The following is a 23,375-nucleotide window of genomic DNA, read 5'->3' as shown; positions in this document are numbered from 1 at the left end:
GCCCGGCAACTCCTCACCGCTGACCGACGGCGCGTCCGCGGCGCTGATCATGAGCGAGGAGAAGGCCGCACAGCTCGGCCTGAGGGCCCGCGCCCGCTTCCACTCCTTCTCCGTTGTCGGCGACGACCCGCTGCTCATGCTGACCGCCGTCATCCCCGCCACCCGCAAAGTCCTCGCCCGCGCCGGGCTGACCATCGACGATATCGACGCCTACGAGGTGAACGAGGCCTTCGCCCCCGTCCCACTGGTCTGGGCACACGAACTCGGCGCCGACCTCGCCAAACTCAACCCCCGCGGCGGCGCCATCTCGCTCGGCCACCCGCTCGGCGCCTCCGGCGTCCGCATCCTCGCCACCATGCTCAACCACCTCGAGCAGACCGGCGGCCGCTACGGCCTCATGACCATGTGCGAAGCCGGCGGCCTCGCCAACGCCACTATCATCGAACGCCTCTGATCATCCGGTGATAGCCGCCATGGGCAGCGCCGTGGCACACGGCTATGTTCCCATCACTGGGGATATCACGTGTAGTGGTCAACGATACGTTGGACCCGTGACCACGATGCCGAGTGTTAAAGTTTAGGTCGTTCATATGTCGAACAAGAATCAGACGTTTGTAGCCGATCATCACGAACTGCGGCATCATAGTAATTTGAACGACCAGCGGTCTGCTGAGATCACTCAGGCAGCGATCCCGCCGGTTGATCATCTGAACAGTCTGGTTGATGAATTGGGAGTTGCGGGCGCGATCGGTGTACAAGCGTTGATCGACTATCACGCGAACTATCGCCAGACCGAGTTGAGCAATATTGCGGCCGCACATGGCGCAATTCGAGACACGCTGCGCGATCAGGTCATACCAACTGTCATTAGCGCGGATCAGAATTTCGGCCATCGGATCGACCCTGCTGGGGACATTCAGTCGGTGAGCTTATGACGACGGATCCTCCCCAGGGAGATTCAACTGGCAACCTGGGCAGTTCGCTTTCCATGGACCCGGCCGACCCTGCGGGCTATGGACAACTCGTTGCTGGTGGCGAATTCAACCACTACATGGTGTCGCCGAATGGTTTGTATTCCGTGTTCGCGGTCCCCGGACCGCCATCCTCCAACGACTCGTCTACTGCCTACGAGATTGTCGGGCCGGACGGTCAGCAGTTGGCCACACGGCAGCTCCCACAGGTAGGCGCGACTGGGCACATCGATATCGGCAATGACGGCGTATTGACTGAATATGCCACAGCGGGCACAAGCAAGTCCGTGCAAACAATCGCACCTTTGACGCCTAAACCTTCGCCGGGTGAATGCACCATAGTCAACTCGCCGAAGGCTCCGGCGGCGGTACGAGCCGCCATCGACGATGCACAGAAGGTAACACAGAATATCCTGGGTCAATTTGGATCCAAGAAGCCGCAGGTAGTCAACCCGTATCCATTGACGACGTCGAACGTCTTCGCTTTGGATAAAAGCAGCGGCGCGACCGCAGATCAGTACAACGCGGCAGTGAAGGCGCTTATCGATCAGGCGTCGAAATGGTCGGACGTCAATGACAAACAGGCAATCGAGGCGTCCGCTAAAATGGTGGGGGCGAACAACAAGTATTACAATGATATTGTCGATACAATTACCAATTTGAATATTCAGTTGCGGACATTGATCTCGCCGAATCCGGATAAATTCGACGCCACCAATACCGACTCGATCCTGGTGTCTGTTGCCACGGCCATGGACACCGTACAGCAGAAATATCAAGGTTATATGACGGAAGTCGCGGATGCAGCGCAGACCATCGTCGTTCGCCGCGGCGACAATCTCAGCGAGATCGCCGCCAAGTACGGCCAGACCTGGCAGCAACTGTATGCGCGTAACCGGCAGATCGTAGGAACCGACCCGAACCTGATCCAGCCCGGGCAGAAGTTGACAATCAAGCCGGCGAAATCCGCGGGAGACGGTAACGGCGCGAAGGCGTCGGGTACTCAAATCAACGAAGTAGCAACCGGCACGCCCAAAGCTAAACCGCTGACCGTGGTCAAGCCCCCGGCGAAATCCGCGGGAAACGGTAACGGCGCGAAGGCGTCAGGTGCTCAAATCAACGAAGTAGCAACCGGCACGCCCAAAGCTAAACCGCCGACCGTGGTCAAGCCCCCGCCGAAAACCGACGCTCGGACCCCGTGGTCCGCCGGAGGCGTCCAGTTGCGGACCACATAGGGCAGCACCCGGCCGAACGCGGTGAGTAGAACCCGGCAGGTTTCCCGCCGGATGCATGGGGTCGGATACACCGCTTCGGGCCGACTATTCACTCCTGGCGGGCAGTAGATCTGCGTTGCGAGCTCCCGGACCCAGGATCGGCTGGATATCTCGGCCGCGCAGATGCTCGCCGCATTCCGAGCAGACCGGCTGCACTGTCATGGTGTGGCCGCACGTCTTATGGACGGCCTCGATGGGCGGGCCGTCGGGGGCGGCCCAGGTGTCGCCCCACTGACGCATGGCGTTGACCACCGCCCACAGGGAGCGGCCCCTGTCGGTGAGCTTGTAGTCGTAGCGGACCGGATTGTCCTGATATGGAACCCTGTCCATGATTCCTTGGGCCACAAGGTATTCCAGGCGCTGAGTGAGCACGTTGCGGGCGATGCCCAGGCGTGAGCGGAAGTCGTCGAAGCGGGTGATGCCGAATAGCGCATCCCGGACGATCAACAGCGTCCACCATTCGCCCACGACCTCCAGGCATTGGGCGATGGAGCAGTTCATGTCCTCGAAGCTGGTACGGCGCATGAGCCCAGCATAGTCAGTTGCTTCAAGGAACTCACTGCCCTATTGTCCGTCTCATGATGCAACTCACTAACCGTGTGGGTGGTCGGCTGATGAGGGAGAGCTCGTGAACAGCGTTGTGGTGGAGAAGGAGCAGCGAGCCGTCGACTCGCGGGTGGTGCTCGGCATCGTCGCCGTCGGTGTGCTGCTGTCGAGCCTGGATCTGTTCATCGTGAATGTGGCGCTGCCGGATATTGCGGCGGACTTCACCGGATCGAAGATCTCCGGGCTGTCGTGGGTGCTCAATGCGTACGCGATCGTGTTCGCGGCGCTGCTGGTGCCCGCCGGGCGACTGGGTGATCGCAGCGGAAACCGCACCACCTTCCTGATCGGGCTCGCGGTCTTCATTCTCGGGTCGGCGCTGTGCGCGGTGTCGTGGGATGTGGGTGCGCTGGTGGCATTTCGGGTGCTCCAGGCGGTGGGCGGGGCAATGCTGATACCGGCTTCACTGGGCCTGGTGTTGGCGGCGACTCCGCCGGAGCGGCGGGCCGTGGCGGTGCGACTGTGGGTCGCGTTCGGCGGGCTCGGTGCGGCGCTCGGACCCGTATTCGGTGGCCTGCTCGTCGAAATCGATTGGCGCTGGGTGTTTCTCGTGAATGTGCCGATCGGCTTGATCGCACTGGTGATCGGCTTCCGGCTGCTGCCCGATCCGAGCGGCGATGGCGGCAGCCTGCCGGACGGCTTCGGGGCGCTCATGCTCGTGGGCTCGGTCGCGACATTCATCCTGGCGCTGGTGAAGGGCGAGGACTGGGGCTGGAGCTCCGCCCGTGTGATCGGCGGATTCCTTGCCGCGGTGTGCTTCGCGATCGCCTTCGTGGTGTCCTCGCGCCGTCATCACAGCCCGGTGGTCGATCCGGCACTGCTGAGGCTGCCGAATTTCGCTCTCATGCTGGCCAATTCGCTGCTGTTCAATATCGCCTTCGCGGGCATGCTGCTCTCGGTGGTGCTGTGGGCGCAGAACGTGTGGGGGTGGTCGGCGCTGCAGACCGGTCTGGCAATCGCACCCGGGCCGCTGGTCGTACCGTTCGTCGCGGTGCTGGCCGGACGGGTCATCGCGAAATTGGGTGCGGGGCCGGTGATCGCGCTCGGCGGTGTGCTGTTCGCCGCCGGAATCCTCTGGTGGACGGCAAGTATCACGCTGGAACCGAACTTCGCCGGTGGGCTGCTCGGCGGCATGCTGCTGACCGGGCTCGGCGTCGGCCTCACCATGCCGACGAGTTTCGCGGCCGGCACGGCGGGGCTGCCGCCGCAGCGTTTTGCCACCGGATCGGCGGTGCTGAGCATGGCAAAGCAGATCGGATTGGCTGTCGGCGTGGCGATACTGGTCGCGGTGCTCGGCACGCCGGTCGGGCCGGATGCGACGCTCAGGGCATTCCAGCACGGCTGGTACGTCATTGCCGGCGCGGCGGTAGTGGCTGGTGTGATCGGGCTGGCGGCTCGGTTGCCGCGGCCGGCTGTCGCCCCTGCCGAGTAATCGACAGTGCGCCGGTGTCGGTGTCTCACAGCAGGACACCGACACCGGCGCGCATCAGACTGTGGGCGGGGGTTGGCACCAGGATTCTCAGGGCTGGACTCAGGGGTTGTCCCGATAGTCGGCGGGCCCCGGTCTACATACGGTCGATACATGCGAATTGCGCCGACGGTGACAGTGCTGGCCTTGCTTGCGGTGGCGGGATGCTCATCCGTGAACACCGACAACTCACCCAAAGCTGTGACGAGTACACCGGTCGCGGTGTCCGCGCATCGGGTCGACCAGGTGCGCGCCGATATCGATGCCATCGTGCGATCGGGTGTCCCGGGGGTAATCGCGACCCTTACCGAGAATGGTCAGACGGTGACGCTTACCTCCGGAGTCGCCGATCGCGCCACCGCCGCACCGATTCCCATGTCGCCACCCCAGGAAGTCCGGATCGGCAGCATCTCCAAGACCTTCACCGCCTCGATCATCATGCAGTTGGTGACCGAGGGAAAGATCCGTCTGGACGAGCCGATCGACACCTACCTGCCCGGGCTGCTCACCGGCAATGGCGTGGACGGCAAGGTGATCACCGTTCGCCAGATCCTCCAGCATCGCAGTGGCCTACCCGAATTCAGCAATGATCCCGAGGCCGACGAATACCGCGCCGGAGTGCAGGGCCGCACGCTGACGCCCCCGCAGGAGATAACCCTCGCCCTGCGCCACCCCGCCCAGTTCAGCCCCGGCTCCCAGTTCAAGTATACGAACACCAATTTCATCGTCGCGGGCATGCTGGTCGAAAAGGTCACAGGCAGAACGTATTCCGAAGAGCTGTCGGGCCGGATCACCACGCCCAACCGGCTGACCGGCACCTATCTGCCCGCCACCGGTGACACCGACCTTCGTGGCCCGCACCCGCACGGATACGGGACCATCAATGGCGTCGTCACCGATGAGACCCGGTCCGAGCCGTCCATTCCGTGGACGGCGGGCGCACTCATCTCCACCGGCTCGGATCTCAATCGGTTCTACCTTGCCCTGCTCGCAGGGCAGATCGTCGCGGGTCCGCAGCTGAAGGAAATGCTGTCGTCGAGCGTGCAGATGCCGGATAGTCCCTTCTACTACGGACTGGGAATCGGCAATACCGAACTTTCCTGCGGTGCACAGTACTTCGGCCACACCGGCGGCATTGCCGGCTACGTCACCATTACCGGAGGCACCCGTGAGGGCCGTGCGGTGACGATCGCAATGACGTCATCCCCGGACCCGTCGCCGGACTCCATGGCCCTGCTGAGCCACGCCCTCTGTCCGTAGTTCCGCATCACAGGGTTCGGTGGTGGAGCTCGGCGGCGAGGGTGAGGAGTTCGGGCATATGCGGACCGTCCGTCGCCGCAAGGGCGACCGCCTCCGCCAGCGGGACGGCCCGAACCTCCAGAATTTGTTCCGCGTCATCCGGATTGGTGGGGGAGCCGCTGAGAACCACATCGGCGGTGCACCAGAGCCAGGCCTTGCGGGGGTGGGGCTGCCAGGGCCGGTACGGAGTCGGGCGATCTGTCACCGCATGGTGAGCGCCTATCCACCGGATGGGGCTGATCAGTTCGGCCCCGGCTTCCTCACGCAGTTCACGGGTGACGCACTCCAGCACCGACTCCGACTCCTCGCGAGTGCCACCAGGCACCAGCCACACGTCCCGATTGTCCCGGCACAGGACAATGCGCTCACCGACAAAACAGATGACGTGAATATTGGTCACCAGCTCATCCGCCGGCAGCTCGGCCGAGAACTGGACGTCCAGGCCGCCCCATTCCCACCGGGCGGGAGTGTGCAGCAGCGGATACCGATCGGCAAGCGTCATGCGTCGACCGTAGCCGGAGTCCGCAACCGGAACGTGTTTCAGTATTGTTCCCCCATGGCCTTCGTGATCGACAACAGCGTGGAGATCGACGCACCCGCCGAGCTGGTTTGGCAGGTGCTCACCGACGTGGACAAATACGGCGAGTGGAACCCCTTCGTTCCCTCCTGCCAGACCACCCTCGAACCCGGCACCCCGATCGACATGCAGGTGCGGCTGATCGGGCCGAACCCCCGCAAGCAGCGCGAATTCATCTTCTCGCACACGCCGGGCAAGGAATTCAGTTACCGCATGAAGCCGGTCCCGGGCTTGCTGCGCAGCCAGCGCCAGCACATCCTCACCGCGTTGGACGACGGCCGCACTCAATATGAATCGCACTTCTTCATCGCTGGCCCGCTCAGCCCACTCGTCGGCGGACTGTTCGGCAGCGCTATGCGTAAAGGGTTCGGCGGCATGACCGACGGCCTTAAGCAGCGCGCCGAGTCTCTGCGCCGCTGACCAGCCGTACGGTTGCGCCACGCCGAAACCCATACCTAATCCGGAGATTCAGGGCAGATCAGAATCAATCTCGAACGTACATTCGAGCGCTGGACTGCCTTTCTCGAAATGCGCAGACGGACGTTCAAGGTGAAAGACCTTGTCGAACAGCGCAATAGGCAACGACTGGCTACCCGACACGGGACTGTGGTGATCGAGGATCTGCGCACCCGCAATCTGAACCGCTCGGCACGTGGCACAGTGGCAGAGCCCGGCAACCGGGTCGCGCAAAATGCTGGGCTCAACCGGGCCATCCTCGACAAGGGCTGGCACATCTTCGATGAAGCAGGAACCAGCACCCCCGCGAGGGCTAGTGCGCCAACCCGCCTGAGCGGGATGGAATCTCTCGCCTTTCAGCGTGAGAGGAAGTCAAAAGATGAAGCCCATGCCGGGTTTGCTGCGCGGCCACCGGCAGCACATCCTGACGCCGCTGGATGACGGCCGTACTCGCTACGAGTCCCACTTCGTCATCGCCGGGCCGCTGAGCATCGTCGTCGGCGGAATCTTCGGCGGCGCTATGCGCAAGGGATTCGGCGATATGACCGACGGGCTCGAGAAGCGCGCCGAATCCCTGCGGGCAGTGCGCGACTGACGCATTATTCGCACGCTACGCCGTCGCCGTTGCCGTCCAACTGCAAGCGGTAGCCCGGGTCGTTGCGGCGTAGTGGCGCTCTTCCGGCGGCCCGCACGTCATCGCAGGTCTTGAAGAAGACTGTGACCGTGCTGGTCGCCGGGGCGGCGGGAGTGGTTGCGCCGCAGGCGGAGAGCACCTTGGCCATGGCGTCGTGCTCGGGGCGGGTTACCCAGAGGCTGTAGACGCTCTTCACTTGGATCTGCCGGGCGACGTAGGTGCACTGGTAGTCCTTGCGGGGCGGGAGCCACTCTGCGGCATCGGAATCGCCCTTACCCTGATTGGTCGGACCGTCCACGGCTTGTAGATTTCGCGGGTCGTTGGCGAGGTTGCGGCGCTGTTCGGGGGAGAGGTCCTGGGCTCCGGTCATCCAGGCATTGCTCAGTGCCACAATGTGATCGATTTGGACGGCGGCGCTGGTGTCGCGGCCCTGTTTGAAGACGATGGTCTTGCCGGTGTAGACGTCGGACAGGGTGCCGGAGACGACCTTGCACTTCTCCTTGGGATCGACCGAGGTACTCTTCAGATCCCGCTGCAGGATGTCATTGCGGGTGTCGCAGCCATTGTGGCCACCCGAGACGGCGACATCGTCGCTCCAGGCGAGGCCGAACTGCTCGCGGTTGTAATCCGTTTTGGGAGCGCGAGTCTGGACCGGTAGCCGCTCCAGTAGCGACCGCGCCTGTGTCACCTCATCGGTGGGCGTAGTCTTCGGGCCCGGTCTGTTCGTCAGCACCAGTGCGATGACGGTGACCAGTAGTAGCCCTGCAATAGCGAGGGGCAGCAACAACTTCCGGAGGCGCGATGGCTTCTTCTGCAACATGTCCGGAACACCGTGCCAATCCGGCACCCGAAACAGCAAGTTGCACCGGCGGTTCGGAGACCGGTGTCACAGCGGACAAAACAGCAGTGGCGCTCTCGTATCGATTCGAGAGCGCCACTGCTGTTACAGCACGTACGAGGGGTTTGCCGGCCCGATTATCGGGGCGGCCTTGCTGCTACCAGCGATCGCGGCAGTGATCGGGGTCCGCATGACCCCACTGATCGTGTTCGTCGTTGTGCCAATTGCCCTGGCGGTCGCAGTGCCAGTCGTAATCGCCGCGGGGTGCGCGGGGGTCGTGGAAGTCGCGATTGTTATTGCCGCCCCACTCCGGCGGGGCACCCTGATTCGAACCACCCGGTGGCTGCTGATGCATCGGGACAACCGAATCGGCGCTCGCCGTCGCCGCGAGTGGGGCGGCGAACAGCGCGCCAACCGCCGCGACAGCGAATAGGCGACCAATTATCTTGCGTTTCATCGTGATTCCTTTCCAGTCGTTTGACCAGCAACGATCTACCCGACCGTAGCGCCATCGTATTTGCCCGGTAAATAACAACAGGGTCATTCTCTGGCGGTTCGAAGAAAACTCACAGGCAAAGAGCAAGACGCACAGAAAGAATAGAAGCTGCTTCTAATCTTTTGTCCAGAATTAGCGAAACAGACATCAAGGACACCGAGTCGGCCGGGTCGGCGCATGATCAGGCCTGATGCAGCCAGGCTATGAAGAATGCTATGCCGCCGGCGAATAGAAATAACGAGACCGGAATGGCCCACCACGGCCCGGTTCGGCTGAGTATTCGCTGTGAAAGGCGGCGCTGCACAATGCCGAATGCGGCGAGCGGCAGCAACCACAGCGGGAACAATCCCACCCCCAATGCGGCATGCACCGCCCAGGCACCCGCTAATGTCGGCCCGCCCCAGGAGTTTTCGAGGTCGTCCCCGGCGATCAACGGGTAGCAGGCTCCGCGCACCAGCGCGACAGCTGCCAGAAAGACCGCGAACCACGCGAGCAGGCCGATCGCGGCGGCGAGCACCGTATGCGCGGCAGTCCGCCACGGGCTCGGAGCACGCAGCTCGAACGGTTCCCGGAACACCCGCCGGGTCACTCGGGCGCGAACCCCCGTGCTGGCGAACGCAATCGGGAGCGAGAACACCGCGTAATACGCGGCCCGCAGTATCCGTTCACGCTTCGTCATGAGGACCACGGTAGCGGCGGCCGGATCCGGAACCTCGCACCGAAACGGCCGGACCTGATCGCATGCCCATCAACGTGCGCAAATGCGAATCGCCGCACCGACATTACTGTCGGCGCGGCGATTCAGGGGAGTAAGTACTACGCGTTATTTAGCTTGTTCAAGCGCTCGCAGGACTCCAGGTACTCGGCGATCAGGCGCTGCACGACGTCGGCGGAACGCTCCACCTTGTTCATCAAGCCGACCACCTGGCCGACCGGATTGAAGTTCACGTCCTTCGCGGCCTCGGGGTAGCGGTGGCCACGCTTCACGCCGTCGAGGGCGACCATCATCTGCAGCGGCATGCCCAGCGGGTTCGGGGTGTCATCCCGCTCCCACGCCTCGGTCCAATCGTTCTTGAGCATGCGGGCGGGCTTACCGGTCCACGACCGTGACCGCACGGTGTCACTGCTGGTGGCGTCGAGATAGCTCTGCATCTGCGCGGGCGGCACATTGGCCTCCTCGACGGTCAGCCACAGCGAACCGGTCCACGCACCGGCCGCACCCATGGCCAGCGCGGCCGCGACCTGACGGCCGTTGCCGATACCACCGGCCGCGAGCGCGGGCAGATCGCCGATCGCGTCGATGACCTGCGGCCACAACACCAGCGAGGCGATCTCGCCGCAGTGGCCGCCACCCTCGGTGCCCTGCATGACGACGAAGTCGAGCCCGGCCTCCTTGTGCTTGAGCGCGTGCTTGACCGAACCGCACAGCGCGCCGATGAGGCGGCCGGAATCTTGAATCTGCTTGATCACGTCATCGGGCGGAGTGCCCAGTGCGTTGGCGACCAGCTTTGCCTTGGGGTGCTTCAGAATGACCTCGATCTGCGGGGCGACCGTGGTGGCGGTCCAGCCCAGCAGCTGATTGTGCCGCTCACCCTCGGGCAGATGCGGGACGTGATGGTCCTCGAGGATCTTCTCGGCGAAGTCGCGGTGGCCCTGCGGAACCAGTTCGGCCAGTTTGGCTTCCAGCTCCTCGGGGGTCAGACCCTCGGCGCCCTTACCTTCGTACTTGGAGGGGATGACCAGGTCGACGCCGTAGACGCCCTGCACATGCTCGTCCAGCCAGGTGAGCTCGACCTCGAGCTCCGCAGCGGTGAACCCGACCGCGCCGAGCACGCCAATTCCGCCGGCATTGCTGACCGCGGCGGCCACATCGCGGCAATGGGTGAAGGCGAAGATGGGTACATCGATGCCCAGGCGATCACAGATCTCGGTACGCATGTGGGTGGGGCTCCTCTTGACTTCCCGGCACTGGAATGTTCTGCCCATCACACTAGAACATGTTCTACATTCAGACCAGTCTCTCGAAGACCACCGGCAGGTACATGCCAACGGCTTGTTCTAGTTGCCGGGAACATGCAGTCAGTGCAACAGCAGACCGTCTACCACCAGATCGTCGAACAGCAACTGATCGACCGGCGGTACATGCGGCCGATCCGCATACGTGAACCAGGCCATCTCCTCGATCTCACTGCTGACGGTCAGGGTTCCGACGTAGTCCGCCGTGTAGCAGGCCATCCGCACGACCGCGCCGGGGATCTCGGCCTCGTACGTGCCGACATGCGCGACCGACTGCGGTGCCAGGGCAACGGTCAACTCCTCGTGGATCTCCCGCACGAGGGTCTGCAGATCCGTCTCCGCCCCTTCCCTTTTGCCGCCCGGGATATAGAAGGCGTCTTTGCCCCGGGGCCGAGCACACAGAATCCGCCCGCTCTCGATGCGTACCCACGCCACCGTGTCGATCAGCCGCTGCTCCGTCTGCATGCCCGCAGCCTAAATCAGCGCGGCGACAAGACCGCTTGCTCCACAAGGCGGTTCATTGCGCGGGCTACTCGATCTTCGTCGCCGGTGATCCAGAAGTCTTGAATGAGGCCGCGCATCCCGGAGATGAGGAGGGTGGCCGCAGCCTCGGGATCATCATGGGTGGGGTCGATGCGGGCGAGGGCGTCGGTCATGGCGGTGACCAGGACCTGGATGGCGTCATTGGCGTAAGAGGCGAAGGGGCTGCCGGGGACGCAGGCTGCGCCAAGCACCTGGAGGAGGACTCGGTTGCTGACACCCCCGGGCCCGGTGGTGTTGATCGCGAACGAGTGGGAGAGGCGCGATCTGAGGACGAGGGGGTCCTCGATGCCCGTGAAGAGGGCAGCAATGTCGGGGCGCTGGGTTTCCAGGGCGGCGACGAGCATGTGCTCTTTGGTGCCGAAGTAGTGGATGAGCATGCGGGAGCTGGTGCCCAGGTACTCCGCGAGCGGACGCAGCGAGAGTTCGGCCAGGCCGTGGTCGGCGATATAGGCGATGACTCCGGAGAGGAGTTCGGCGCGACGGGCGTGGTCGAGGGGGCGTGGCACGGGTTGACTGTAGCGGACGGTACAGGTATTCATATCAACATGGGTGTAGCAACTGGTACAGAAACTCGGCGAGTGGTGGTCACCGGAATGTCGGCTACCACCTGCCTCGGAGCCGATCTCGATACGACGTGGACTCGACTGCTCGCGGGTGAGAGCGGAATCGCGCCGCTGACGGACGATTTCGTGGCGGAGAATCAGCTCCCGGTACGAATCGGCGGCCGGTTGACCGCGCAGCCGGGGGAGCAGCTGACCCGGATCGAACAGCGGCGCATGTCCTTCGTCCAGCAGCTGGCGCTGGTGCTCGGGCGGCAGGTGTGGCGGGAGGCGGGCACACCGGAGGTTGATGGCGAACGCCTTGCGGTGGCGGTCGGCACGGGACTCGGCGGCGGGGAGGCGCTGGTGCACGCGGTCGATGTGATGCGCGCCGGCGGATATCGCAAGGTGCCGCCCATGACGGTGCCCATGGTGATGCCGAACGGCTCCGCCGCGACCATCGGCTTGGAGATCGGCGCGAAAGCCGGTGTCTACGCCCCGGTTTCCGCATGCGCGTCCGGTGCGGAAGCCATCGCCCATGGCTGGCGGCTCATCGCCACAGGTGAGGCGGACGTGGTGGTCGCCGGTGGTGTGGAGGGCCATATCGATGCCGTACCGATCGCCAGCTTTGCCATGATGCGGGCCATGAGCACCCGCAATGACGAACCTGCCCGCGCCTCACGGCCTTTCGACAGGGAACGCGACGGGTTCGTGTTCGGCGAGGCAGGCGCCATGCTGGTCCTGGAATCCGAAGAGCATGCGCTGGCGCGGGGTGCGCACATTTACGGGCGGGTGCTCGGCGCGGGCATCACCTCGGACGGTTATCACATCACCGGGACCTCCCCGGATGGTGACGGGGCCGCGCGGGCCATGCGCAAGGCGATCATCGCAGCGGGCCTGTCGGCCACTGATATCGACCACATCAATGCGCACGCCACCTCGACCCCTGTCGGCGATGCCTCCGAGGCCAATGCCATCACTGCCGTGACCCCCGAAGCCTCGGTGTACGCGCCGAAATCCGCCCTGGGACACTCCATCGGCGCGGTCGGAGCGCTCGAAGCGATCCTCACCCTGCGCACACTCGAGCGCCAGATCATCCCGCCCACACTGAATTTCGAGCAGGCCGACCCCGATATCGACCTGGATATCGTCGCGGGCACTGCCCGCACCGAGCGCATGGACTACGCCCTGAGCAATTCCTTCGGCTTCGGCGGGCACAATGTCACACTGGCGCTCGGTCGCGCCTGACGCGGCGAAACCCTAGCCGCGCAGGGCTTTCGGCACCAAGGCCGCGCCCCGCACCGCCACCGGGCGCAAGAGCGTGAAGCAGATAGTCAGCCACAGTGCGCCGAAGAGCAGGCCGCCGAGAATATCGGTGGGCCAGTGCACGCCGAGATACAGCCGGGAAAACCCGACCGCGAGGACGAAGCAGCCGGCAACGACCACGAGCAGAACTCGCCGAAGTCCGTGCACCAGCGGCAGCGCCAGCGCCACCAGGGTCGCGACAACGACCGTCGACCCCAGGGTGTGCCCGGACGGATATGAGTGATTGGTCTCGGTAACCAGGTGATCGACGACCGGTGGTCGATCACGCCCGATGAACTGCTTGCCCGCAAAGGTCAGCACGCCTGCGCCCAGCGCCGCGATACCGAGGAATATCGCCGTCTCCCACTGCCGTCGCCAGGCCAGCAGCACGCAGACCAGCACCGCGAGGATCCCCATCGTCGTGGTGTCACCGAGCGCACTGATCACCTTGGCGATCGAGGTGAGTGTGTCGCTGCGGTGGTCGATGAACCATTGCAGCCAGCGCGCATCCGGTCCGAGTGGATCGGGATGCGCGATCACCGCGAGGGTCAGTGCGAGGGTGAGCACACTGAGAGTCAGCATCGCGACCAGGGCAGCAGGCTGAGGCAGGAGTGCGCGCGGGCCGGTTGCGGGCGCCAGTGATTGCTCCTGGAGTGGTGAAGTGGCGGACGACATCTGTCGACCCTGGCATGCGGCCCCTGAGAAGAAGTTGAGAAGCCGGGTCGGCGGGCAGGACCGCGGGAGTCCTGTTGCATGCTTGGGCGGTGCGGGTACTGGTGGTGGAAGACGAGCAGCGATTGGCGCGCACGATCGCCCGCGGGCTCGAGCTGGAGGGTTTTGTGGTGCAGCTCGCGCACACCGGCAGCGAAGGACTGTGGTGGGCGATCGAGGACGATTTCGATGTCATCGTGCTCGACATCATGCTGCCGGAACTGAGCGGCTACGAGGTGCTGCGGCGGCTGCGGCAGCGGGATGTGTCGACGCCGGTGCTCATGCTCACCGCCAAGGACGGCGACTACGAGCAGGCCGATGCGCTGGATCTGGGTGCGGACGACTACCTCACCAAGCCGTTCTCCTTCGTCGTACTGATCGCCCGGCTGCGGGCACTCACTCGCCGTCGCGCCCCGCAGCAGCCGTCACTGCTCGCCGCAGGCGATCTGACACTGGACCCGGTCCGCCGCTCGGTGCATCGCGGCGGCACCGCCCTCACCCTGACTCCCCGCGAGTTCGGACTGCTGGAATTCCTGTTGCGGCACAAGGGCATTGCCGTCACCAAAACCGAGATCCTGCGCAATGTGTGGGACGCGAACTATGAAGGCCCGGAGAACGTTGTCGAGGTGTATGTCGGCTACCTGCGCAAGAAGATCGATGCCCCCTTCGGGCACAGCAGTATCGAAACGCTACGGGGTGTCGGCTACCGGCTGATCGATCCGGGGACCGGCGACGGGCAGATCGATCACGAATCGAGCGCCACCCCAGAGTGATTCGCCGACCGTGACGGTGCCGGCATGTGCACCGACCAGTTCGGCGACGATCGCCAAGCCGAGCCCGGAGCCACCGGAGGCCCGCGCGCGATCGGCTTCGAGCCGGACGAAGCGGCCGAAGATCCGCTCACGATCGGCCGGCGGAACCCCGGGCCCATCGTCATCGATCACAATGCGGGCGCGGTCCCCGTCCTGCGCAATTGAGATGCCCACCTGCGAATCGGCATGCGCGACAGCATTATCGGCAATATTGCGCAGCACCCGAGCCAGTCTTGCCGGATCACCGATGACCCGCGCGGGCCGGATATCGGTGCGGACGGTCACGGTGCCGCGAGCCTTCAGCGCGGCGGCCTGCGCATCCCCGAGATAGTCGAGATCGACATCACCGGTGCGCAATTCGAGCCCATGCTCGTCAGCGGCGGCGAGGGTGAGCAGATCCTCGATGAGGTACCGCATGCGCTCGGTCTCGGGCAGCAGAGTGTCATTGATGAGATCGCGGTCGAGTACTTCGGGTCGGTCGCGCGCCAATTCGAGCGCGGCGGTGACGGCGGCCAGGGGACTGCGCAATTCGTGTGAGGCATCGCCGACGAACCGGCGTTGCGCCAGGTGACCGGCCTCGATGCGGGCGAGCATGCCGTTCATGGTCTCGGCCAGCCGCGCGATCTCATCGCGAGCCTCGGGCACCGGCACCCGCTCGGACAGGTCCGTCGCGCCGATCCCGGTCACCCGGCGGCGGATCTCCTCCACCGATCGCAGTGACCGCCCCACCAGCAGATAGGTCGCCGCCGCTGCCGCCGCGACCACTACCGGGCCGCCCACCGCCACCAGCGCTGCCACCCGGGTCACCGCGTGCTCGGCCGATTCGGTGCTGACCGAGACCAGCACGGTGTATTTCCCCGGCGGCGTCGCCACCGCGCGGGCCGAAATCCGTAAGTCATGGTCGTCGTCCGGATGTGGCCGCAATCCGATCACCCGATCGCCGAGGGTGGCCGGATCCAGCAGCGGGACAACACTATTCGGATCCGACGACCGCACCACCCGCCCGTGCGGATCCACCACCTGGACCGTTTCGATCGGGCTCCCCGTGGCGAACAGCGGTCCCGGTAGTTCGGCCACCGCGTTCTCCGGCGGATCGTCCGTCGAGATCCGCGAAAGTTCGGACGCGAGTGCATCCATCCGGGTCCCGGCGGTGGTATCGAGTTCCCGCAGCGATGACCTATGTAGCAACCACAGCATGGCCATGGCTGCTACCAGCAGTACTGCTCCCACCACCAGGGCGGAGGCGATCGCCGACCGGACGCGCAGCCCCCAGCGCGAAGGCCGCAACCACTCCGGAATCCGATTCACCCACCCATCATCGGCCACGACCTGCGCCGATCCGTGCCCGGCTCACCAACCACACCAGCACGATGATCATCAGGGGTGCGAGGAGGAGGACAGGCACGGTGGCCGGACCGGTAAGTGGTTGCAGCGCATCGACCGCGCCGTCACCGATGCGCTGACCGATTTCCCGCACGAAGTCGATGCGATCCGATTCGCCCGGAACTTCCTGAGCCGCCCACGTCACCTCGCTGAAGTTACTCGCGGGATGTGTCGCGGGCGACCAGCTCTCAGCGGGCTCTCAACGTCAGGGCAGGGTGTCGGTCTGGATGCGGGGATCGAGCTTGCGCAGCGTGTCGGGCCGGTCGGTGAGACAGGGCCAATCTCGGCTCACCGCTTCGATAGTCGCGTGGCCGGCGGGGATCAGGGAGTCCGCGTCTATGCGGTCGGCGAGGGCGGCGCCGAGCTGATCGCTCGCGGGACGGTCGAGGGGCTGGATCACCGTATTGGGCAGGTCCAGCAGCACGGCGAGGATATCGAGGCGGCCGGGCGGGATGAGTGCGCGAGCGGCGGCCAGGGCTGTTGCCGGAACGATGATGGTGTGCCCGGCATCAGCGGTGGCCCAGACCACCGATTGCACGTAGGCGACCCGATGCGCCCATGCGGTCAGGGCGGCCGTGTCGAAGACAACGCCGCCGAGGGTCGAGCCTGCCGAGGTCATGCTGCGCCGGCATGGTCGCCGGCGGCGTCCTCCTCGGCTAATGGGGGCAGGCCCTGTACGGCCCGCGCTCGGTTGATGAGGTCCAGGGGCGGGCGTCCACCGAAGACCTGCTCGATACGAGCCAGGGATTCGGCCCGGTCGACGCGGACCTTCACGGATTCGGCGACGAAGGCCGAGATCGACTCGATGCGGCCCTTATTGCGCCACTCATCGAGCGTGGCGGCGACTTCCTCCGGCATCGTCACGGTGATCTTTCGGGTGCGACGCTGTCTCGCCATACCGGAAGAGTACTTGGGTATGGGCGACAAGTGCGACATGCCCGCACCTGGAGTCGGGAGTTTCCAATTCGACTGATCTGAAACCTGCCGGTCACACGGCGATCCGTGTTCGATACGGTTGACGTGCGCCCATATCGCCAAGCTCAGAGGACAGATGCAGATGGATGAGAGTTCGATCGCGTGGGTCGAGGGTGCCCTGGTCACCATCGATCAGCGTGCGCTGCCGCGGGAATTGCGGGAGCTGCGGATCACGACGGTCGACGATCTCATCGACGCCATCAAATCGCTGGCGATCCGCGGCGCTCCGGCCATCGGGGTGTCCGGTGCGTTCGGTGTGGTGCTGGCGGCGCTGGCCGCGACCACCGATGGTGTGGTGAATGCCGCGCAGGTGGAATCGGAATCCGCGCGTGTCGCGAATGCTCGCCCGACTGCGGTCAATCTTGCCTGGGGAGTGAAGCGCGCTCTCGCTCAGTTGCCCGGCGGTGTGCAGGCGGTGCTCGACGAGGCGCTGGAAATGCTGGCCGAGGACGGCCGCGTGAACCTGGCTGCCGCGACGCATGCCGCTGATCTGGTGCAGCACCTGTGTGAGGATCGTCCGCTGCGGATCCTCACGCACTGCAATACCGGCCGTCTGGCCACCACCACGGTCGGCACCGCCATCGGTGCACTGCGGGTGCTGCACGAACGTGGTCTTCTCGCGGAAGTCATTGTGGACGAGACCCGTCCACTGCTGCAGGGTGCACGACTGACCGCCTGGGAAATGGCCGAGGCCGGTATTCCGCACCGCCTCACCATCGACTCCGCTGCCGCATGGGCCATGGCCACAGAAGGTGTGGACGCGGTTCTCGTCGGTGCGGACCGCATTACGGCTGACGGCTCGGTTGCCAACAAGATCGGCACCTACATGCTGGCCATTGCGGCCAAGCAGCACGGGATTCCGTTCATCGTGGTCGCTCCCGAATCCACTCGTGATGTCGCGACCGCGCGCGGCAGCGACATTGTCGTGGAGCAGCGCGCGGCCTCGGAGGTCACCGGATTCGGCGGCGTGACAACGGCTCCCGAGGGCACTCTGACCTTCAATCCCGCCTTCGACGTGACGCCCCCGGAGCTGGTCACCGCGGTGGTCACCGAAAACGGTGTGCTCGGCTCAGCTTCCGACGACGGCGATTCCGGCCGCAGCCTGACCGATCGCCTCGATGCGCAGTGGGTCGCCGACTACGAGCCCAATGACGACCCGATCGCCTTCGGCGCAGCGGCGGACGATTTCCGCGCGACCTTCGCCAAACCGGTTGCAGATGAGCAGCACAAGGGCGAGGAAGCGATCGCGACGATCGCCCGCGGCCTCTACGCCAATGGGTGGATGCCGGGTACGGCAGGCAATATCTCTGTGCGCCGGGCAGATGCGGCTGTCATCACGGCGAGCGGCCTGTCGAAGGGCGAGCTCACCGCGGATGACATGGTGACCGTGGCGGTGGCCGATTCCCAGCCATCGGTCGCCGGCGCGCGAAAGCCCTCGGCGGAGACCACGATTCACACCGCCGTCTACCGCACCACCGCTGCCGTCGCGGTCGTGCATGTACACCCGCCGCACGCGACCGCGCTGTCCATCGGCGCAGGCGCTGCCACCGTGCAGCCGGTGCGCTTTTCCGGCTATGAGCTGATCAAGGGCCTGGGCGGCACCCGCCCCGACCGCATCGACATTCCGGTTTTCCCGAATCATGCCGATGTCCCGCAGATCGGCGCCGATATCGAGAAGTACCTGACCGAGCACCCGGATGCCCCGCCGGTGCTCTTCATCACCGGGCACGGCATTACGGCATGGGGTGCAAGTTTGGCCCAGGCCCGGGATCGCGCCGAATGCCTCGAGGCCATGAGCGAACTGATCACATTGACCGGGCATCGCGAGATCCCGGTGGGCGAGAACTAGTTCTCTGAGGAGGAACATTCCAATGACTCTGCTGCAGATCATGTCCGATAAGGATTCCACCGACGTCACCCTGCGCACCACCGATGATGCGGTGATCGCGGCCGAACTGAACAAGCGCGGCATCGTCTTCGAGCGCTGGTCGCTGTTCGACGGTCTCGACGGCGCGACGGCGACCGAGGACCTGCTGGCCGAATACGACGACCGCATCAAGGCACTCAATGCCGACGGCCGCTACAAGTTCATCGATGTGGCGCGCATCCACCCGGACGAGTCCGATCCGGAGTGGCCCGCCAAAGCGGTCGCCGCACGCACCAAGTTCCTCGACGAGCACCGGCACGCCGAGGACGAGGTGCGTTTCTTCGCCGCGGGGCAGGGCTGCTTCTATCTGCACCTGGGTGACGAGGTGCTGGCAACCGTCTGCACCGCAGGCGATCTGGTGTCGGTGCCCGCGGGCACCCTGCACTGGTTCGATATGGGCAGCACCCCGGAGTTCGTGGCGGTGCGGTTCTTCGAGGAGCAGGACGGCTGGATCGGCGATTTTACCGGTGACAAGATTTCCGGCGGCTTCCCGACCCTCGATGAGCTCCTCACCGCATGATCAAGCTCATCGTCCTCGATATCGAGGGCACCACCAGCCCGACCAGTTCGGTGCGTGAGGAGCTCTACGGCTACACCCGCGACCGGCTGCCGGGCTGGCTAGCCGAAAACCAGGGCGGCGCGGCCGATTCCATTCTGGCGGATACGCGTGCGCTGACGGAACGGCCTGATGCTGGTACCGACGAGGTGGCGGCCATCCTCATCGGCTGGCTGAATTCGGATGTGAAGGCGGAACCGCTCAAGGCCGCGCAGGGCATCATCTGCGCGGAGGGTTTCCGCAAGGGCGCACTGTTCGGCGAGTTCTTCCCGGATGTGCCGCCGGTGCTGCGTGCCTGGCGGGAGGCGGGCCTCGAGCTCTACATCTATTCGTCGGGTTCGGTTCGCAATCAGAAGGATTGGTTCGCCTTCGCGCGCGGCGGAGATCTTTCACCGCTTGTCAGCGGGCATTTCGATCTGACGACCGCCGGCCCGAAGCGGGAGCCGTCCTCGTACGAGAAGATCGCCGGCGCCATCGGCGTTCCGGCGGAGAGCATTCTGTTCCTGTCGGATCATCCCGACGAACTGGATGCCGCCGTCGCCGCCGGTTGGTCGGCGGTCGGTGTTGCCAGGCCGGGGGAGCCGAACCCGCCCCGCCCACCCCACCGCTGGATCAGCGATTTCGCCGACATCGAACCGAACTGAGCCGCAGGGCAAATCGGTAGCGGCTCGTTCAGGGCAGCGAGAGAGGCAGCTCGAAGGGCACGAAGTGGTCGGCGCCGAGGAATGACGTGATCTCGGCGATGTGCTCGCCGCGCAGTGTCAGCACGGTGATCGACCAGGCCACGTGTGTGCCGTTGTCGCCGATGTAGAACGCCACGGCCGGTTGGCCGTTCGCGCTGGTCACGAGGTGGCGCCAGCTCGGGCAACGGGTCATGGGGACCTGGATGGCGAAGTCGGTGACCGCCTCGATGCCGTGATACCAGTGCGGGAGCGGAGGCATCGACCAGGTGACGTCCTCGGTGAGTAGTGCGACCAGGCCGTCGGCATCGCCGCGTTCCAGCGCGGTGGCGTACCGGGTGGCGATCTCCCGCACGCGGGCGTCGTCGATCAATCGCAGCGTCTGCTGCTGGATGCGGGCGGGCACCCGCTCCGCGACGACCTTGCGGGCTCGCGCCAGGGCGGAGTTCACCGATGTGGTCGAGGTGTCCATCATCGTCGCGATCTCGGCGGCGGTGAAGCCGAGAACCTCGAACAGCAGCAGCGCGGCCCGCTGATTGCCCGAAAGGTGTTGTAGGGCAGCGACGAACGCGAGCTCTATTGCCTCGCGCTGCTCGTACCGCGCGTGCGGACAGGCCGGGCTGTCGGCGAGCCCCGCATCGGGGTAAGGGCCCAGCCAGGCGATGTCGGTCAGCGGAGCGCTGCCGAGCACCGCACGGTCGCTGGACGGGCCGAGGTCGACGGGCAGGGCCCGCTTGCCCTGGGCCGCAACAACATCCAGGCAAGTGCGGGTGGCCACCGTGTACAGCCACGTGCGCAGCGAACTCCGCCCCTCGAAGCGACCCAGCCCCCGCCACGCGCGTAACAGAGCGTCCTGCAGTGCATCATCGGCATCGTGGGTCGAGCCGAGCATCCGGTAACAGTGGGCGTGCAGCTCCCGCCGCAGCGGCTGCACGAGGCGGGTGAAGGCCGCGTCGTCCCCGTCACGCGCGGATGCCAGGTCGGTACCCTCTGGTGCCGGGTCCACCGCCGGTCCGGAAAAAACTTCTCCCACAAGCGACGATTCTGCCTCACGGCGGGAGTCCCACCTTCGACCGAGAATGCCCGGACCCCACTAGGAGACCGCCCGACATGATCGAACCGGAACCGAAAACAGCACTCCTGCCTGCGAAGGAAAGCTGGTCGCTCGTGCACGCCGAACGCGCGGCCCTCGCGTCCGACCTCGCGAACCTCACCGACGAGCAATGGACCACGCAGTCGCTGTGCACCGAATTGACTGTGCGCGAGGTTCTTGCCCACCTCACCGCCGGAGCAACCCTCACTCCCGTGCGGTGGCTGGCGGGCGTGATCCGCTGCCGGTTCGACTTCGAGAAACAGGTGGCCATGCGGCTGGCCGAGCATATGGGCACGAGCCCGGCCGACACCCTGGACAGGTTCCGCCGAGTCGTCACGAACACCAGCAAACCGCTCATGCCGATCGTGGCGATGCTCGGCGAAGTGATCGTGCACGGCGAGGACATTCGGCGGCCGCTGGCCATCCGCCGCGACTATCCGATCGAAACGCTCACGCAGGTGGCCGAGTACTACCAGGGTTCCAATCTCCCCGTCCTCACCAAAGGGCGGATCGGCGGACTGCGACTCGTCGCGACCGATGGACCCTTCACCACCGGATCCGGACTGCCGGTGTCCGGAACCACCGTGGCGCTGATCATGGCGATGGCCGGACGCACCGCGTACTGCGACGAACTCGACGGTGACGGTGTCACCCACCTGCAAAACCAGGGGTCGCGGTAGCAGTCGACGAAAGACCAACGGTCTCACCCATGCCCGAATCGTGTTGACACTGCCGGACTCTCATCACAGACTGACCGAGTCACAGTGTCCTCGCGGGAAAGCCGGGTGACCGTGGATGTCCGATGATCACACGGTGGTCGGGCGCGTCGTCGCCATTACCGACGCGATAGCGGCCGCTTCCGGGCCGTTGACGCTCGCGGCGCTCACCCGCAGTACCGGTATTCCCAAGCCGACCGTTCGCCGCATCGCCAACGACCTGGTGCGCCATCACGTTCTGGAGGCCACTCGCGCCGGCTACCGGCTCGGACCCCGGCTGTCCTACTACGGATTCCGCGCCGGGCGTGCGGGGGATCTCTCTGTCGTGGTGCCGCCGTACCTGCGGGACCTGTCGTTGCGCGCGCACGGCGAGGTCAGCTGGTGCGGGGAATTCTTCCGCGGTGAACTGGACTTTCGCCAACTGGTTTTCGGTCACGAATACCGCGCGGACATCAAATCGCAAACCTGGCCGTCGAGGGCCCTGCTCGGCCCGAGTTTCGCGCTCACCGCCGGCGGGCGACTGCAGGCCGCCTTCGACGGCGCACTCAGCGAGCAACTCGCGCAGACTGGATGCCGTCCGCTGACGCGATATTCGGCGACCGCACCTCGTGAACTGCGGCTGCTGCTCGAACAGGCCCGCGCCACCGGACTGGCCTACGAACGTGAACAGGTGACGCCGGGGTGGAGTTGCGTAGCGGCGGTCATCCTCGATGCCGAGGAACGGCCCCTGGGAGCTATCGGACTCACCGGACGCAGTTCCGTTGCCGCCCAACGTTCGACTCAACGCGCTCTGATCGCCGCGGCCGATGCCATCGGGCGCGAACTACGATCTGCTCCACGCGCCGCCCGTGTCATTGAGTGACACGCCCGATCGAGCCGACCTGCGCGAACACACCCGAATGAATATCGAACGGACGCACTCGGATATCTCTCACAGCACCAGATCGTGTGCGCCACCACCTGATATCAGGAGCGACCATGTTCTCCCCGTTGAAACGAATGCTGTGCGCCTGGCTCTTCGTACTCGGCACGAGCGCGGCTCTGACCGTCTCCGGCACCGTCACCGCACCGGCCGTACCGCCCGGCGCGGTGGACCTGCAGACCGACTGGGATGTGTATCAACGCCCGTCCGGCACCACCGACAGCCCGCTGGGCTTTCACGTCCACATCACAACGCAGGGACCCGACAAGACGAACACCTTCGTGGAGTTCACCGGACGCGCCCACACCAGCACCTACGGCGGGGAGATAAGTGGCGGGCAGATCCGGGGCCGAGCGATCACCTTCACCATCGACTGGTACAACGGCAAAACCGGTCTATACCAAGGCACCTGGTTCGACGATGGTTATCTGCGCGGTCATACACAAGAGCAGGGTGCGAGCCACACTGCTGAATGGTGGACCCGGTACAACGACTGGACCCTGTCATGACCGCTCAGCCGTTGACCGCCGACGGTTGAGCGAACCAACCAAATCGCGCCCGTCCGGATTCCGGAACGGGCG

The 23,375-nt window shown here is 65.1% G+C and carries 28 protein-coding genes and 1 pseudogene; 15 read left to right on the top strand and 14 right to left on the bottom strand.

Annotation, left to right across the window (positions count from 1 at the left end; all coding sequences use genetic code 11):
• The 3 genes and pseudogenes from JWN03_RS35880 to JWN03_RS35870 form a co-directional block, all read left to right on the top strand.
• Positions 1-454, top strand: a pseudogene (locus tag JWN03_RS35880) (steroid 3-ketoacyl-CoA thiolase); the annotation flags it as partial.
• 136 nt (positions 455-590) lie between these two features.
• Complete coding sequence (locus JWN03_RS35875) at positions 591-935, top strand: hypothetical protein (protein WP_297624685.1); 345 nt, start codon at positions 591-593, stop codon at positions 933-935.
• Entirely contained in the window at positions 932-2,206 is a 1,275-nt protein-coding gene (locus JWN03_RS35870; protein WP_297624682.1) for a LysM peptidoglycan-binding domain-containing protein, read from the top strand. Before JWN03_RS35875 ends, JWN03_RS35870 begins: the two co-directional genes overlap by 4 nt.
• Before the next feature lie 84 nt (positions 2,207-2,290).
• On the opposite strand, the gene JWN03_RS35865 is transcribed toward JWN03_RS35870, so the two are convergent.
• Positions 2,291-2,770: a winged helix-turn-helix transcriptional regulator gene (locus JWN03_RS35865; protein ID WP_297624679.1), complete on the bottom strand. Its 480-nt coding sequence runs from the start codon at positions 2,768-2,770 to the stop codon at positions 2,291-2,293.
• A gap of 103 nt (positions 2,771-2,873) precedes the next feature.
• On the opposite strand from JWN03_RS35865, the gene JWN03_RS35860 reads away from it, so the two are divergent.
• Entirely contained in the window at positions 2,874-4,280 is a 1,407-nt protein-coding gene (locus JWN03_RS35860) for an MFS transporter (RefSeq protein ID WP_297624676.1), read from the top strand.
• 150 nt (positions 4,281-4,430) lie between these two features.
• The gene (locus JWN03_RS35855) at positions 4,431-5,576 is read left to right on the top strand and encodes a serine hydrolase domain-containing protein (RefSeq protein WP_297624674.1); all 1,146 of its coding nucleotides are present in this window, start codon (positions 4,431-4,433) and stop codon (positions 5,574-5,576) included.
• Positions 5,577-5,583: 7 nt separating this feature from the next.
• Here the strand turns inward: JWN03_RS35855 and JWN03_RS35850 are convergent, their stop codons facing one another.
• Positions 5,584-6,117: an NUDIX hydrolase gene (locus JWN03_RS35850; RefSeq protein ID WP_297624672.1), complete on the bottom strand. Its 534-nt coding sequence runs from the start codon at positions 6,115-6,117 to the stop codon at positions 5,584-5,586.
• Between the two features lie 54 nt (positions 6,118-6,171).
• On the opposite strand from JWN03_RS35850, the gene JWN03_RS35845 reads away from it, so the two are divergent.
• A complete protein-coding gene (locus JWN03_RS35845) occupies positions 6,172-6,612 on the top strand; it encodes an SRPBCC domain-containing protein (RefSeq protein ID WP_297624669.1) in 441 nt (146 codons plus the stop codon).
• 415 nt (positions 6,613-7,027) lie between these two features.
• Complete coding sequence (locus JWN03_RS35840) at positions 7,028-7,243, top strand: hypothetical protein (RefSeq protein WP_297624665.1); 216 nt, start codon at positions 7,028-7,030, stop codon at positions 7,241-7,243.
• 4 nt (positions 7,244-7,247) lie between these two features.
• On the opposite strand, the gene JWN03_RS35835 is transcribed toward JWN03_RS35840, so the two are convergent.
• The 6 genes from JWN03_RS35835 to JWN03_RS35810 form a co-directional block, all read right to left on the bottom strand.
• On the bottom strand, positions 7,248-8,102 hold the full coding sequence (locus tag JWN03_RS35835) for a GmrSD restriction endonuclease domain-containing protein (protein ID WP_297624662.1): 855 nt from the start codon (positions 8,100-8,102) through the stop codon (positions 7,248-7,250).
• A gap of 175 nt (positions 8,103-8,277) precedes the next feature.
• Positions 8,278-8,577, bottom strand: coding sequence for a hypothetical protein (locus JWN03_RS35830; RefSeq protein ID WP_297624659.1), 300 nt, complete (start codon positions 8,575-8,577; stop codon positions 8,278-8,280).
• A 220-nt stretch (positions 8,578-8,797) separates the two neighbouring features.
• The gene (locus JWN03_RS35825) at positions 8,798-9,295 is read right to left on the bottom strand and encodes a hypothetical protein (protein ID WP_297624658.1); all 498 of its coding nucleotides are present in this window, start codon (positions 9,293-9,295) and stop codon (positions 8,798-8,800) included.
• Between the two features lie 137 nt (positions 9,296-9,432).
• Positions 9,433-10,554, bottom strand: coding sequence for a nitronate monooxygenase (locus JWN03_RS35820; RefSeq protein ID WP_297624655.1), 1,122 nt, complete (start codon positions 10,552-10,554; stop codon positions 9,433-9,435).
• A 141-nt stretch (positions 10,555-10,695) separates the two neighbouring features.
• Positions 10,696-11,097: an NUDIX hydrolase gene (locus JWN03_RS35815; RefSeq protein ID WP_297624653.1), complete on the bottom strand. Its 402-nt coding sequence runs from the start codon at positions 11,095-11,097 to the stop codon at positions 10,696-10,698.
• A 14-nt stretch (positions 11,098-11,111) separates the two neighbouring features.
• On the bottom strand, positions 11,112-11,681 hold the full coding sequence (locus JWN03_RS35810) for a TetR/AcrR family transcriptional regulator (protein ID WP_297624650.1): 570 nt from the start codon (positions 11,679-11,681) through the stop codon (positions 11,112-11,114).
• A gap of 39 nt (positions 11,682-11,720) precedes the next feature.
• On the opposite strand from JWN03_RS35810, the gene JWN03_RS35805 reads away from it, so the two are divergent.
• On the top strand, positions 11,721-12,962 hold the full coding sequence (locus JWN03_RS35805) for a KasA/KasB family beta-ketoacyl-ACP synthase (protein ID WP_297624647.1): 1,242 nt from the start codon (positions 11,721-11,723) through the stop codon (positions 12,960-12,962).
• 12 nt (positions 12,963-12,974) lie between these two features.
• Here JWN03_RS35805 and JWN03_RS35800 read toward each other — a convergent pair whose 3' ends face one another.
• Positions 12,975-13,694, bottom strand: a complete 720-nt coding sequence (locus JWN03_RS35800) for a phosphatase PAP2 family protein (RefSeq protein ID WP_297624644.1) — start codon at positions 13,692-13,694, stop codon at positions 12,975-12,977.
• Between the two features lie 89 nt (positions 13,695-13,783).
• Between JWN03_RS35800 and JWN03_RS35795 the strand changes: the two genes are divergently transcribed.
• Positions 13,784-14,503, top strand: a complete 720-nt coding sequence (locus JWN03_RS35795) for a response regulator transcription factor (protein WP_297624693.1) — start codon at positions 13,784-13,786, stop codon at positions 14,501-14,503.
• Here JWN03_RS35795 and JWN03_RS35790 read toward each other — a convergent pair.
• Genes JWN03_RS35790 through JWN03_RS35775 form a run of 4 tightly spaced genes read right to left on the bottom strand, consistent with a single transcriptional unit; the run spans position 14,420 to position 16,822 of the window.
• A complete protein-coding gene (locus JWN03_RS35790) occupies positions 14,420-15,868 on the bottom strand; it encodes a sensor histidine kinase (protein WP_297624641.1) in 1,449 nt (482 codons plus the stop codon). The genes JWN03_RS35795 and JWN03_RS35790 overlap by 84 nt on opposite strands.
• Entirely contained in the window at positions 15,858-16,070 is a 213-nt protein-coding gene (locus JWN03_RS35785; RefSeq protein WP_297624638.1) for a hypothetical protein, read from the bottom strand. The genes JWN03_RS35790 and JWN03_RS35785 overlap by 11 nt, the downstream gene beginning before the upstream one ends.
• Before the next feature lie 60 nt (positions 16,071-16,130).
• On the bottom strand, positions 16,131-16,544 hold the full coding sequence (locus JWN03_RS35780) for a hypothetical protein (RefSeq protein ID WP_297624636.1): 414 nt from the start codon (positions 16,542-16,544) through the stop codon (positions 16,131-16,133).
• Positions 16,541-16,822: a hypothetical protein gene (locus tag JWN03_RS35775; RefSeq protein WP_297624634.1), complete on the bottom strand. Its 282-nt coding sequence runs from the start codon at positions 16,820-16,822 to the stop codon at positions 16,541-16,543. The genes JWN03_RS35780 and JWN03_RS35775 overlap by 4 nt, the downstream gene beginning before the upstream one ends.
• A gap of 160 nt (positions 16,823-16,982) precedes the next feature.
• Between JWN03_RS35775 and mtnA the strand changes: the two genes are divergently transcribed.
• From mtnA to mtnC, 3 genes are read left to right on the top strand one after another with little or no spacing between them, the layout of a single operon-like run.
• The gene (gene mtnA, locus JWN03_RS35770) at positions 16,983-18,749 is read left to right on the top strand and encodes an S-methyl-5-thioribose-1-phosphate isomerase (protein WP_297624631.1); all 1,767 of its coding nucleotides are present in this window, start codon (positions 16,983-16,985) and stop codon (positions 18,747-18,749) included.
• Between the two features lie 22 nt (positions 18,750-18,771).
• Positions 18,772-19,347, top strand: coding sequence for a 1,2-dihydroxy-3-keto-5-methylthiopentene dioxygenase (locus tag JWN03_RS35765; protein WP_297624628.1), 576 nt, complete (start codon positions 18,772-18,774; stop codon positions 19,345-19,347).
• Complete coding sequence (gene mtnC, locus JWN03_RS35760; protein WP_297624625.1) at positions 19,344-20,027, top strand: acireductone synthase; 684 nt, start codon at positions 19,344-19,346, stop codon at positions 20,025-20,027. Before JWN03_RS35765 ends, mtnC begins: the two co-directional genes overlap by 4 nt.
• Before the next feature lie 28 nt (positions 20,028-20,055).
• On the opposite strand, the gene JWN03_RS35755 is transcribed toward mtnC, so the two are convergent.
• Positions 20,056-21,096: a sigma-70 family RNA polymerase sigma factor gene (locus JWN03_RS35755; RefSeq protein ID WP_297624622.1), complete on the bottom strand. Its 1,041-nt coding sequence runs from the start codon at positions 21,094-21,096 to the stop codon at positions 20,056-20,058.
• 77 nt (positions 21,097-21,173) lie between these two features.
• On the opposite strand from JWN03_RS35755, the gene JWN03_RS35750 reads away from it, so the two are divergent.
• From JWN03_RS35750 to JWN03_RS35740, 3 genes are all read left to right on the top strand, one after another.
• Positions 21,174-21,836: a maleylpyruvate isomerase family mycothiol-dependent enzyme gene (locus JWN03_RS35750; protein WP_297624620.1), complete on the top strand. Its 663-nt coding sequence runs from the start codon at positions 21,174-21,176 to the stop codon at positions 21,834-21,836.
• 115 nt (positions 21,837-21,951) lie between these two features.
• Positions 21,952-22,734: an IclR family transcriptional regulator gene (locus tag JWN03_RS35745; RefSeq protein ID WP_297624617.1), complete on the top strand. Its 783-nt coding sequence runs from the start codon at positions 21,952-21,954 to the stop codon at positions 22,732-22,734.
• Positions 22,735-22,850: 116 nt separating this feature from the next.
• Positions 22,851-23,303: a hypothetical protein gene (locus JWN03_RS35740; RefSeq protein WP_297624614.1), complete on the top strand. Its 453-nt coding sequence runs from the start codon at positions 22,851-22,853 to the stop codon at positions 23,301-23,303.
• The last annotated feature ends 72 nt before the right edge of the window (positions 23,304-23,375 follow it).

The sequence above is a fragment of the Nocardia sp. genome, from assembly GCF_025465275.1.
Lineage (GTDB): Bacteria > Actinomycetota > Actinomycetes > Mycobacteriales > Mycobacteriaceae > Nocardia.
The sequence above is the reverse complement of the archived record's forward strand: the minus strand, read 5'-3'. Positions and strand labels throughout refer to the sequence as shown.